This window comes from Sagittula sp. S175 (genome assembly GCF_049800975.1).
In the GTDB taxonomy this organism is placed as follows: Bacteria; Pseudomonadota; Alphaproteobacteria; order Rhodobacterales; family Rhodobacteraceae; genus Sagittula.
The window spans coordinates 89,516-100,733 of record NZ_JBNAGB010000018.1 but is presented as its reverse complement, the minus strand read 5'-3'; the positions used below and the strand labels follow the sequence as shown (position 1 = coordinate 100,733).

9 protein-coding genes, 1 tRNA gene, 1 rRNA gene, 3 pseudogenes and 1 other annotated feature are annotated in these 11,218 nt (G+C 63.0%); of the genes and pseudogenes, 10 read left to right on the top strand and 4 right to left on the bottom strand.

The window, feature by feature from the left end; genetic code table 11:
- Positions 1-8: 8 nt before the first annotated feature.
- Together rrf and ACP16H_RS19355 are read left to right on the top strand one after the other, a co-directional pair.
- Positions 9-123, top strand: a 5S ribosomal RNA gene (gene rrf, locus ACP16H_RS19360).
- 45 nt (positions 124-168) lie between these two features.
- Positions 169-245: transfer RNA gene (locus tag ACP16H_RS19355), tRNA-Met, on the top strand.
- Positions 246-609: 364 nt separating this feature from the next.
- Here the strand turns inward: ACP16H_RS19355 and ACP16H_RS19350 are convergent.
- Positions 610-1,826 (bottom strand): IS3 family transposase gene (locus ACP16H_RS19350; RefSeq protein ID WP_425073887.1). Its coding sequence is split into 2 segments (ribosomal slippage): positions 610-1,538 and positions 1,538-1,826, totalling 1,218 coding nucleotides; the frame shifts between segments, so codons are not numbered across the junction.
- Positions 1,429-1,545, bottom strand: a sequence feature (AL1L pseudoknot). Its footprint overlaps the gene before it by 117 nt.
- Here ACP16H_RS19350 and ACP16H_RS19345 point away from each other — a divergent pair.
- The 6 genes and pseudogenes from ACP16H_RS19345 to ACP16H_RS19320 all read left to right on the top strand — a co-directional run.
- A pseudogene (locus ACP16H_RS19345) lies at positions 1,825-1,968 on the top strand (transposase); the annotation flags it as partial. The gene ACP16H_RS19350 and the pseudogene ACP16H_RS19345 sit on opposite strands and share 2 nt — an antisense overlap.
- A gap of 547 nt (positions 1,969-2,515) precedes the next feature.
- A pseudogene (locus ACP16H_RS19340) lies at positions 2,516-2,896 on the top strand (transposase); the annotation flags it as partial.
- A gap of 93 nt (positions 2,897-2,989) precedes the next feature.
- Positions 2,990-3,340: pseudogene (locus ACP16H_RS19335) on the top strand (integrase core domain-containing protein); the annotation flags it as partial.
- A 293-nt stretch (positions 3,341-3,633) separates the two neighbouring features.
- Positions 3,634-4,083: a hypothetical protein gene (locus ACP16H_RS19330; protein ID WP_425073886.1), complete on the top strand. Its 450-nt coding sequence runs from the start codon at positions 3,634-3,636 to the stop codon at positions 4,081-4,083.
- Positions 4,080-6,653 (top strand): HWE histidine kinase domain-containing protein, encoded by a 2,574-nt coding sequence (locus ACP16H_RS19325; protein ID WP_425073885.1) that lies wholly within the window; start codon positions 4,080-4,082, stop codon positions 6,651-6,653. Before ACP16H_RS19330 ends, ACP16H_RS19325 begins: the two co-directional genes overlap by 4 nt.
- Positions 6,654-6,789: 136 nt before the next feature.
- Positions 6,790-7,407: a PAS domain-containing protein gene (locus ACP16H_RS19320; RefSeq protein WP_425073884.1), complete on the top strand. Its 618-nt coding sequence runs from the start codon at positions 6,790-6,792 to the stop codon at positions 7,405-7,407.
- Positions 7,408-7,419: 12 nt separating this feature from the next.
- Here ACP16H_RS19320 and ACP16H_RS19315 read toward each other — a convergent pair whose 3' ends face one another.
- A complete protein-coding gene (locus ACP16H_RS19315) occupies positions 7,420-8,124 on the bottom strand; it encodes a hypothetical protein (protein WP_425073883.1) in 705 nt (234 codons plus the stop codon).
- Positions 8,125-8,129: 5 nt separating this feature from the next.
- The gene (locus ACP16H_RS19310; RefSeq protein WP_425073882.1) at positions 8,130-8,369 is read right to left on the bottom strand and encodes a hypothetical protein; all 240 of its coding nucleotides are present in this window, start codon (positions 8,367-8,369) and stop codon (positions 8,130-8,132) included.
- Between the two features lie 187 nt (positions 8,370-8,556).
- On the opposite strand from ACP16H_RS19310, the gene ACP16H_RS19305 reads away from it, so the two are divergent.
- A complete protein-coding gene (locus ACP16H_RS19305) occupies positions 8,557-9,081 on the top strand; it encodes a hypothetical protein (protein ID WP_425073881.1) in 525 nt (174 codons plus the stop codon).
- A 147-nt stretch (positions 9,082-9,228) separates the two neighbouring features.
- Here ACP16H_RS19305 and ACP16H_RS19300 read toward each other — a convergent pair whose 3' ends face one another.
- Positions 9,229-9,711 (bottom strand): ureidoglycolate lyase, encoded by a 483-nt coding sequence (locus tag ACP16H_RS19300; RefSeq protein WP_425073880.1) that lies wholly within the window; start codon positions 9,709-9,711, stop codon positions 9,229-9,231.
- A 118-nt stretch (positions 9,712-9,829) separates the two neighbouring features.
- On the opposite strand from ACP16H_RS19300, the gene ACP16H_RS19295 reads away from it, so the two are divergent.
- A complete protein-coding gene (locus ACP16H_RS19295; protein ID WP_425073879.1) occupies positions 9,830-11,218 on the top strand; it encodes a hypothetical protein in 1,389 nt (462 codons plus the stop codon).

The window sequence follows — 11,218 nt, the reverse complement described above, 5'->3', positions numbered from 1 at the left end:
TTCCTCGGTTTGGTGGTCATAGCGAAAGCAATACACCCAGTCCCATCCCGAACCTGGCCGTTAAGTGCTTCCACGCCAATGGTACTGCGTCTCAAGACGTGGGAGAGTAGGTAACCGCCAAACCTAGCAAAGACACAACTCTCTATACAAAACATAATACAAAATTGACGCGGGGTGGAGCAGCCCGGTAGCTCGTCAGGCTCATAACCTGAAGGTCGCAGGTTCAAATCCTGCCCCCGCAACCAAATCCAAATGCCTCAAAGGCCCGCCATCACGGCGGGCCTTTGGCGTTCGCAGCAGCTCCTTTTCCTTAAAAACTTAATCGCTCACAGGCACGATATGGGTCCTTCACTCATCGCGACAGGTGTATTTGGGGATTAGGTTTCTCGTCTGGCTCAAGCGAGCGGCAGGCTTGAACCGGTGCCTGGTTCGCCAGTTGGGACAGGGTTGGCAAAAATTTCGCTTCAACCGGTGCAGATTTTGTTGGGAAGTGCGTGACCTGCCCCCTGTCGGTCCCTCACTGTGATGTAGAGTCTGCGCCAACTCTGAAGGAGCAGACTTATGCGAAGGTGAACCGCCCCGGGTTTGCCGGAGGCTGATTTTCGTTAGTTAAGCGGCCATGTCTTCTGCGTAGAGGTTGGCTTCTGCCTCGGCTGGCGGGATATTCCCGACGGGCTCGAGCAGGCGGCGGTTGTTGAACCAGTCCACCCATTCCAGCGTGGCATATTCGGTTGCCTCGAAGCTGCGCCATGGGCCGCGACGGTGAATGACTTCGGCCTTGTAGAGGCCGTTGATCGTTTCGGCCAAGGCATTGTCATAGCTGTCGCCAACACTGCCGACCGATGGTTCGATGCCGGCTTCGCCCAGCCTTTCGGTGTAGCGAATGTACGGATATTGCGAGCCGCGATCGCTATGATGCACCAGCGGCATGGCCGTTGTCGGCCTTCGGTCATGGACTGCCTGCTCCAGTGAATCCAGGACAAGACCCGTCTGAGCCGAGGTGCTGGCGCGCCAGCCGACGATCTTGCGCGCGTTGGCGTCGATGACGAAAGCGACATATACGAACCCCTTCCAGGTGGCGACATAGGTGAAATCGCTGACCCACAGCATATTGGGCGCGGGGACGCGGAACTCGCGTTTCACCTTGTCCAGAGGACACGGGGCGTTCTTGTCGGTGATCGTTGTCCTATGTGGCTTGCCGCGGATAATGCTCTGGATATCCATGTCCCGCATGAGCCGTGCCACCGTGCAACGCGCGACAACGAAGCCTTCCCGGACAAGCTGCCGCCAGACCTTACGGACGCCGTAGATCTTGTAGTTCTCCTCCCAGACACGTTCGATCTCGGGCCGCAGGACAGAATCACGACGGGCGCGGTCCGACAAACGGGCCGGATTGGCCCGCTTCGCAAAATGATCATAGTAGGTGGAGGGGGCGATCGGCAGCACCGTGCAGATCGGCTCGACCCCATGCGCATCACGATGCGCCTCAATGAAATCCACCATTACTTCGACCGGCGGTCGAGCTCCGCCATCGCAAAATATGCGCTCGCTTTCCGCAGGATCTCGTTGGCCTGCCGGAACTCTCGGTTCTCCCGCTCCAGCGCCTTCATCCTCTCGGCCATGTCGCTGGGTATGCCTGCGCGCTTGCGACTGTCGACCTCGGCCTTCTTGACCCAGTCGTTCAGCGTGTTCGCCGAACACCCGATCTTCGCTGCGATCGACGTGATCGCCTGCCAGCGGGAGCCATGCTCGCCCTCGTTGCCGAGAACCATCCGCACCGCGCGCTCGCAGACTTCGGGGGAAAACTTATTCGTGGTCTTGCTCATGATGCTCCAACCTACTCAAGAGTTGGAGCCTCCGGCAAACCCGGAGCGGTTCAAACGGCAGTTGATGTGGCAGTCGGACTACAACCTGCTGTTCCGGTGGTTCGTCGGCCTGGGGATCGATGATCCTGTATGGGTCGCAACCGTGTTCACGAAGAACAGGGACCGACTGCTGACCACAGATATGTCCCGCAAGATCATGGCCGCCATCCTGGCGCATCGGGAGGTGGCACCACTGCTGTCCGACGATCACTTCTCGGTCGATGGGACTCTGGTGAAGGCATGGGCGTCGATGAAATGCTTCCAGCCGAAGGTCAACGAAGCGCCCGACGGGGACGACGACCCGGGTGATCCGCCAGATGACGGTGCCTCGCCCGTATCCTCCCCTGACCAATCCTCCACCAAGCCTGAACCGATGACCCGCCCCACACGCCGCAACGGTAACGCCGGAGTCGACTTCCGAGGTGAACGACGCTCGAACGCGACACACGCGTCGATGACCGATCCCGAGGCCCGGCTGTTCAAAAAGTCGCCCGGCGCCGGCGCCATGCTGTGCTTCATGGGGCATAGCCTGATGGAGAACCGTTCCGGCCTGATCGTGCAGGCCGATCCCACACGGGCGGATGGCCACGCCGAGCGCCGTGCCGCTATCGACATGCTCCATCGGCACTCGCCCGGTTCGACGCGGCGCCTGGGCCACGCGCCGCGTCCTGGCATGGCGGGTGTCGATAACGCTGGACGCAGGCTTCTGCATCGAGGCGCTGGAGGAAGCCTTGGCCCGCCACGGTCAGCCCGAGATCTTCAACTCGGATCAGGGCAGCCAGTTCACATCCACCGACTTCATCAAGGTTCTGGCGGCCCGGCAGATCAAGATCAGCATGGACGGTAAAGGCGCATGGCGCGACAACGTCTCCGTCGAGCGCCTGTGGCGGAGCATCAAGTACGAGGAGGTCTACCTTCGGGCCTACGCCAGCGTGTCCGAGGCGCGTGCCGGGATCGGGCGTTACATCGGCTTCTACAACGGCCGCCGTTCCCACTCATCGCTTGACGGCAGGACGCCTGATCAAGCCTACTCAACCCGCTTCTGCTCGATCTGGCAGCGGCGTAACCGAGGCGGAAAACCACTTAGAAAACGCCCGGAACCTGTTCAGGCAAACCGAACCACCTCTGAGTTCACCAGCCGGGCCATCCTGAAATGGGCCGACGAGAACACCGTGCCGTGGCATTACATCGATCCCGGCAAGCCGCAGCAAAACGCCTTCATCGAAAGCTTCAACGGCAGCTTGCGCGACGAGCTTCTGAACGAGGAGATCTTCGACAGTCTCGATGACGCGCGACGTAAGCTGGCCCTGTGGCGCTACGACCACAACACGGTCAGGCTGCACTCATCCCTGGGAAACCTGACGCCATAGCAAGCGCGCCGAGCGCTTGAGCAATTTGAGGCCTCCGCGCCCGGCGCGCTTGCGCAAGACGATGAAGCCGAATACCCAAATCCAACCTGCAGAATCTCGTTATGAATGAGGGACCGGCAGGGGCAGGTCAGCTCGCCTGTCGCTGGCTCGGCCGGTCGCAACGAGTTGAAAGTTTTTTGAAAAAAATTTCGGATCGGCGGAACCATTCAATTTCCAACAGCGTTGAAACACCTAGGGGATGTGTGACCAATCGGGACAAAAGTTTAATAATGACAGCATTCGACAACAGGTCGTCCGTACATGGCGGCTTTCGCCACGTGCTCCGAGGCGAAACGAAGGCGGCGCATGATGGCGCAGAAGCAATATTCGCCCGGTTCCATGACGATCCGGAAACTGAAATGACATGGTTCTTGGCCGCGCAGCGTGCCGGGCTTGGTGCGCTGTCGCTGGCGCGGACGGAAGGCGAGAGCCGCCTTTGCGAGGTGGTGTTGGAGGATCTGATCGAACGGCTGGATTTCGACCTTGCGGTGCGCGGCGCGCGGGCGGTCCCGGTGCTGGCGGACCGTACCTTGGCGGGGGCAGGCGTGGACTACATCGTTCTGGGGTCACGTCTGGGGACGGAAGTCATGCGGCGAATGCTTTCTGAGCGCTTGGGCCGGGCCGCACTCCCGACGTATTTCCTTGCGCCAAGCGACGGCGGTCTGTGGCAGCGGCATTGCGCGGCGTTGAACGCCGTGGCGCTGCACAGTGTCGAGGCAGCGCGCATCCGCGCCGACGTGCTGCATGGGTTCGAGGTGTTCACCCGTGCTGCTGAGGCGCAGCCTGAAGTACGTGGGGAAGCCGCATGACCGCACCTGACAATCTCCAGCGGACCCAGAGCGTTGATCTGACGAACTGTGACCGAGAGCCGATCCATCAACTTGGGCGCGTGCAATCCTACGGCGCGCTGGTGGCGGTGTCGTCGGACTGGCTGGTGCAGCATGTGTCCGAGAACCTGTTGCAGATCCTTGGGGTTGATGTGGACGATGCGCTGGGGCGTCCGCTGTATGAGTTGATCGTGTCGGACGGGTTCGATCGCATCCGCGACAGCCTGCGGCTGGTGGATGCCCGGGATTCGGTCACGCGGTTGTTCGGTGTGGCCTTGAAGGCGTCGGGGCAGAGTTACGACATCTGCCTGCACCAGTCCGGCCAGACGTTGATCGTCGAGTTCGAACCGAAGACCGAAAGCCGTCAGCGCGATGTGCTGACTGAGGTCTATCCACACATTGCGGGGCTGCGGAAGACCGGCGACCTGCGGTTGCTGGCGCGGGACGCGGCGCGCAGCCTGCAGCAGATCGCGGGCTTTGACAGCGTGATGGTCTACCAGTTCCAGCCCGATCAGTCGGGCAAGGTGATAGCCGAACAGCGCCTTGACGGCAAGGCGCGCTACGACGGGATGATGTTCCCGGCCTCTGACATCCCGGTGCAGGCCCGGGCCTTGTACACGCGGTCCTTGCTGCGGTTGATCGCGGATGTGAACGATCCGGGCAGCCCCATCGTGCCCGGTGTCAGCCTGATGGGCGAGCCGCTGGACCTGTCTTTGGCCGTGACGCGCTCGGTCTCGCCGATTCATATCGAGTACCTGAAGAACATGGGCGTGCAGGCGTCGATGTCGGTGTCGATCATGAAGGACGGCAAGCTGTGGGGCCTGTTCGCCTGCCACAACGACACGCCATGCTACATCGACTACGAGCGCCGCACGGCGGTCGAGATGTTCGCGCATATGTTCAGCTACGAGCTCACCAACTTTGACGAGCGTGAGCGCAAGGCCGTGGAGGACGGGGCGCGGCGCCTTCAGACGCATCTGATGGCGCATATGGCCAACGGGGCGTCGCTGGACAAGAGCCTGCTGGCGGTGTCCGAGGAGATCCGCAACATCATCCCGCATGACGGGTTGCTGCTGTACGAGAACGAGGAATTGCGCAAGACCGGCGACGTGCCGACCGAGGACGAGTTCCGCGAGATCTGCCGGATGCTTGATCGTGGCATGGGGACGCAGGTGTTTGCCACCGACCGGATGGCGAATTTCCTTGAAACGGCGCGGGAGTACGAGGATCGGACCGCCGGGATCATGGCGATCCCGATTTCCAAGCGCCCGCGCGATTACCTTGTGCTGGTGCGCCGCCCGGTGTCCGAAACGATACAATGGGCCGGTGATCCGACGAAGCCCGTGACGGTTGGTCCGAACGGGACGCGCCTGACCCCCCGCAAGTCCTTCGACGTCTGGAAAGAGACCGTGCGCGGGCGGTCCGTCCCTTGGGCTGCGCGCGAGGTGCATGCCGCCGAACAGTTGCGGACGGTGCTGCTGGAGATTTTCCTGAAGGTCACGGATGCGCAGAACCTCGAACGCAAGCGGGCGCAGGAGCAGCAGCAACTGCTGATCTCGGAACTGAACCACCGGGTGCGCAACATCCTGAACCTGATGCGCGGTCTGCTGGCGCAGTCGTCTTCCAGTGCCCGGTCGCTGGAAGAGATGACCGCCAACCTCGACGGGCGGATTCAGTCGCTGGCGCGGGCGCATGACCAGCTGACGTCGGAGCAATGGGAACCCACTTCGCTGCGCGCCCTGATCCGCACCGAGTTGGAGGCCTTTGCCGACCGCAAGTCCGCCCGGCTGGTGATGACCGGCCCGGATGCGATGATCTCGCCGCAGGCGTTCACCACGATGGCGCTGGTGATCCACGAACTGACCACCAACTCGATCAAGCACGGCGCGCTGTGCGACCAAAGCGGCAAGGTCTATGTCGACCTCGCGGTGGATGGCAGCGGCGGCCTTTTGATCGACTGGAAGGAACGGGGCGGCCCGCCCGTGACGCCGCCGAAACGGCGCGGTTTCGGATCGACGATCATCGAGAACTCGATCCCGCACGAGCTGCGCGGGGATGCCGAGATCTCCTACAAGATGACCGGGGTGGAGGCGCATTTCCGGCTGCCGCCGCGGGCGATCTCGCAGATCGTAGAGGATCATGACACGCAACCGCCGATGGAACTGCCGTCTATGACCAATGAGGGCGGTGCGAATGGTTTGACCGGCAAGGGGATGGTGCTCGAGGATACGCTTATCATCGCCATGGACGCCGCCGAGATACTCAAGGATTTGGGGGCGGCAGACGTGAAGATCGTGTCTTCGGTCGCGGCGGCCATGTCTTGGCTCGATTCCAATACGATCGACTTTGCGCTGCTGGACGTGAACCTTGGTGACGAGCAGTCGCTGCCGGTGGCAGAACGGTTGGCGGAAGCGGGCATTCCCGTGGTGCTGGCGACAGGCTACGGCGCGGCGCAGGAACTGGTCGATCTGTATCCCAAGGGGACGGTGATCGTGCAGAAACCGTTCTCGCAAAGCGCGCTGGAAGCGGCGTTTGCCAAGGCTGACAGTTAAGGCGTTTTTCTATGTTAAACACGATTACATGCCCGCAGCAAATGTTGCGGGCAGAGCTAAGATTAGGTTAAATTATTTCTTCAGAGGTTTCGATTCCACGCAGCGTGTGCATGGGATTGTCTGAGAGGAAATGCCCATGGATGTCATCGTTGCCTCGGAGCAGGCGAATGCTTCGACCATCTCCGCGATGGTGGGCTACCTGGAACAACGCTCTGCCGTCTGCGCAAAGGTACTGAACCGGAACGGGGAGGTCGTTGCGATCAACCGCCGCGGCCTCGAACTGTTGAAGGTCGACGTTCAGGACATCTGCGGCAAGATGTGGACGGCCTTCTGGAACGGCGAGACCCAGTCCGCCGCAGAGGCATCGGTACGCGAAGCGTTTGACGGACGGCCGTCGCGGTTCGTGGGTGATTTCCACGGCACCGGCGAGCGGACGGTCTGGGAGGTTGAGACCTTTCCGCTGGAGCGCGATGACGAGGGAGTGAAGACGATCCTCGTGATTTCGGTCAACATCACGGCGGCAGCCGGAGCGGACGAGCACACACAGAATATAGAAGTGATGCGCGCCTTGTCGGACACGCTGCACGCCATTTCGAACCTCTCGAGTATCAGCACCTCCAGCGCGCGGCTGCTGTCGCGCAACCAGGATGATCCGATGGTGCAGGACGTGGCAAAGGGGCTGGACGATGCCGCACGCCGCGCGGGCGACGCGGTGAAGATGCTGCGCGAGATTGCACAGCAGATCAGGAACTGAGCCGGGGGCGGCTCAGACCATTTCGATCACGCCCTTGTCGATGGCCAGGACATAGCCCCGGCGGGCGATGTTCTTGACCAGCAGTTCCGATACGATCTGGTTGCCCAACCCGTCGCGCAGGCGTTTGATCCGCGTGGCTCCGGCGGCCTCTTCGCAGTCGGTTTCCGCCTTGCCCGAGATCATGGATTCGATCTGCGCGCCGGTCAGCATCTCGTCGTCCAGACGTGCCTCGGCCAATACGGCGAGGGTTTCCATCATGGCGTCCGTCAGCTTGAACCCCATTGTGTTGAGGTAGACGGTGTTTTCCTCGCGCGAGATGATGAGCGACGAGACCTCGATCCCGGAGCGTTCCACCTGCGCCATGCGGCGGTTCATGGCGACCAGCATGACGAGAAACACCAGCGCGGCGACCATGAGCGCGGCGGCGAAGAGCAGCAGGATCAGGATGATGATGCGGTAGCTTGTCAGCACGTCGGCAAAGGCGGTGCCGGATTGCGCCAGCACTTCGAGCAGCTTCAGTTCCGCATCGCTGGTCAGCGTGTCGTTTTCGACAAAGATGCGTTCCACCCGCGCGTTGAAGGCATTGGCGTCGGGCAGGGTGAACAGCAGGACCGCGCCCGCCAGCAGCAGGGTGCCGACGATGGCGGCGATGCCTCCGATGACGATGCGTCCGCCGGAGCGGCGGCTGTCGGAAAGCGAGACCTCGGTCGATTGCATATGGTTCAGTTCCCCGGCGTCGTGCCCGTGACTTTCAACAGGATCCAGCCGCGCGCGGCAAGGGCTGCGCGGGTGTCGGCTTCGACCTGCGCGTCCGAGGTGCAGGCGGGCAGCGTGACGGTGCCGACGTCGAGGCGCAGGGGGTCGTCCTGCTTGGCCTTGTAGGCGACGATGCAGTCGGCGGCGGCCAGCGCCGGGGCGAAAAGGGCAAGGGCCAGAAGGGCCGGGGCGATGATCTGTTTCATGCCGCCAACCTGCGCTTTGACTGCGTGAAATTCAATAACAACGGGGATCTGAGGCGCGCGATATTCGATAACGGGTGGGTGATATTGCGATGATCCGTCCGGTGGGGGAAGCGTGGTGGCACGAGGTTCAGACACATCAGGACTGCAACCGGACACAGGCCCACCTCAACCCGAAAGGACTGCCCCAATGGCCCTCAAGCATCTGAAGTTCATCACCGCGATTCTCACCGCTGGCGCGTTTGTCGCCACCTTGTCGACGGCGGCCCCGGCGCATGCGGGCAATCGGGACGGTGTGAAGATCATCCTTGGAACGGCGGCGACGATCCTGCTGCTCAACGAGGTGACCAAGCATCAGAAGAAGAAGGACCGCAAGGAGCAGCGGGCCCATGCGCCGATCTCGCCGGCACCAGCGCCGCAGATGAACAGCCATGTCCGGCAGGACCAGCGCGGCAGGGGGGAGCGTTTCCAGGGCCACCATGATCGCCACGACCGTTTCGAGCGTAGCCGCCCCACCGCGCTGCCGCGTCAGTGCCTGCGCGACACCCGTCATCAGGGGCTGGTGATGGGCGCTGGCTGCCTGAACCGCAATTACGACGGAGCGCGTGCGCTGCCGGGGGCGTGCCGGACCGAGTTCCGCAACAATGGCAAGTTCCGTCAGGGCTACGACTACAGCTGCCTGCGCAGCCGCGGGTTCGCCTTGGCGCGCCGCTGACACCGCAAAGCCATCGGCCGGTGCGCGGCGTGGGATGATCCCCCTCTCGACCGCCGCGCACCGAAATCGAGCAGAGCCCCGGACTGTCCCCCGGGGAATGGGGCGAGAGCCTCCGCGGGAAGGGCCTTTGGGCCCTTCCTTCTTGCGTCAGTCGGTGATGATGACGGGGGCGTCGAGCGGGTATTCCTGCAGGTTCGCGGTGTCGCCGATGCGGTCCACCACGGCAAACAGCCCCGGCGCGTGCAGCGGGGTCAGCACGCCGTGCCAGGTGCCGCGATGAAAGTTCACACCCTGTCCGGGCGCGGCGCGAAAGGCGTGGATCGCGCCGGGCGTGTCACCGGCCTCGGCCACGATCACCAGCCAAGGGTGGGCGTGCATCGGCAGGAAGGCCTGGCTGCCCTCGGGGTGACGCTCGACGAGGTCGAGGCGGTAGGGCAGGTCGCGCGGCTCGGCGTCGAAGATCGAGAGGCCCGCCCGCCCGCCGGGGCCGAAGTCGAGCCTCGCCCGGTCGTGAAACCGCCCGCATTTCCCGAGGTTGATGATCTTGTCGGGTGCGCCCGCCGCTTCGAGGACGTCTCCGAAGGGGGCAAAGGCCTCGGCGGTCAGGGGCTGGATCTGGATGTGTTGCATGGGGCCTCGCACGTTTTCGGAGAAGGATAGGGCGCGGGACGGGGTGGGGGAAGCGGGATGTTCGGTTGCGCTGTGCGGGCGGCTTGCTACCATGGCGGAAGCCAAACGGGGGTGTGGTATGAAACAGGCGGTCGTGATCCTGCACGGCATGGGCGAGCAGATCCCCATGCAGACGCTGAATTCCTTTGTCGATACGGTCTGGACCCGCGATCGGTCACTGGTCGACAAGGATCGCCCCGACCCGGACACCGGCGGCAAGCGCACCGGCAATGTTTCTTGGGCCAAGCCCGACACCCGCAATACCTCGGCCGAGCTGCGGCGGGTGACGACCGAGCAGGACGATGCGGGCAACTACACGGATTTCTACGAATATTACTGGGCGCACATGATGCAGGGGAACACCTGGGAACATGTGAAGGCCTGGATCATGGACCTGCTCTTTCGCAGGCCGCCCGAGCGCGTGCGTCATGCGTGGATCGTGCTATGGGTCCTGACGCTGATCGTGGGCGGGGTGACGCTGTGGGGGCTGTGGCCGCGTCCGGCGCCTGCGCCCTGGGTGGTCTTTGTCTCGGCGCTGTTCGGGATCGCGGCCACGGGGTTCGTGTCGAACGTGCTGGTCAAGCGGTTCGGCGACGTGGCGCGCTACGTGAAGGCCTGGCCCGCCAATGTCGCCCGCCGCAAGGAGATCCGCGAGACCGGGGTCAAGCTGCTGAAGGACCTGACGGAGTGCGGCGATTACGACCGGATCATCGTGGTGGCGCATTCGCTGGGCACAATCGTTGCCTATGACATGCTCACGCAGCTGTTCGCACAGTACAATTCGGACATCGGGCGCGACACCGGCCCGCAGCCGCAGCGCCACCGGCTGGAAGATATGATCCGCGCCGCGCGCGACGGCGGGACGCTGGATCTGGATGCCTACCAAGCGCAGCAGGCGAAGGTTCTGGAAGAGGCGCGGGCGCTGGGCTTCAAGTGGTGTATCAGCGATTTCGTGACGCTGGGCGCGCCGCTGACCCATGCGGAATTCCTGGTGGCGGACAGTCGTGCGGACCTGCGGGCAAAGCAGGCGCGGCGGCGCTTGCCGACCTGTCCGCCGGTGCTGGAGTTCGATGGGACGACGAAGCTGCATCACTTCACCTATTCTAACGCCCGCGGGCGCAAGCCGGAGGATCGCCGAGTGCCGCATCACGCGGCGCTGTTTGCCTACACGCGCTGGACGAACCTCTATGCGCCGGAAAAGGCCATCGTCACCGGCGATCTGATCGCGGGTCCGGTGGGCGAGGTGTTCGGGCTGGAACACGAGGGCCGCGTGATACAGGGCGTACGCGATATTGCCGTGCTGCCCCGTCTGGCGGCTGACGGATCGGTGGCCAAGGGGCATCGGCGGTCGGGCTTTGCGCACAACAATTACTGGGCGATGGACAAGGGCACCGAAACCGATGAGGTCGCGGTGCCCTGGCATATCGAACAGCTGCGCAAGGCGCTGGGCCTGTTGCAGAAAAGGTAG

What these genes read in the sequence shown, in the direction of transcription:
- ACP16H_RS19330 (WP_425073886.1), top strand. Translation starts at nt 3,634, where the DNA reads ATGACATGGTTCTTGGCCGCGCAGCGTGCCGGGCTTGGTGCGCTGTCG.
- ACP16H_RS19325 (WP_425073885.1), top strand. Translation starts at nt 4,080, where the DNA reads ATGACCGCACCTGACAATCTCCAGCGGACCCAGAGCGTTGATCTGACG.
- ACP16H_RS19310 (WP_425073882.1), bottom strand. Translation starts at nt 8,369, where the DNA reads ATGAAACAGATCATCGCCCCGGCCCTTCTGGCCCTTGCCCTTTTCGCC.
- ACP16H_RS19300 (WP_425073880.1), bottom strand. Translation starts at nt 9,711, where the DNA reads ATGCAACACATCCAGATCCAGCCCCTGACCGCCGAGGCCTTTGCCCCC.
- ACP16H_RS19320 (WP_425073884.1), top strand. Translation starts at nt 6,790, where the DNA reads ATGGATGTCATCGTTGCCTCGGAGCAGGCGAATGCTTCGACCATCTCC.
- ACP16H_RS19315 (WP_425073883.1), bottom strand. Translation starts at nt 8,124, where the DNA reads ATGCAATCGACCGAGGTCTCGCTTTCCGACAGCCGCCGCTCCGGCGGA.
- ACP16H_RS19295 (WP_425073879.1), top strand. Translation starts at nt 9,830, where the DNA reads ATGAAACAGGCGGTCGTGATCCTGCACGGCATGGGCGAGCAGATCCCC.
- ACP16H_RS19305 (WP_425073881.1), top strand. Translation starts at nt 8,557, where the DNA reads ATGGCCCTCAAGCATCTGAAGTTCATCACCGCGATTCTCACCGCTGGC.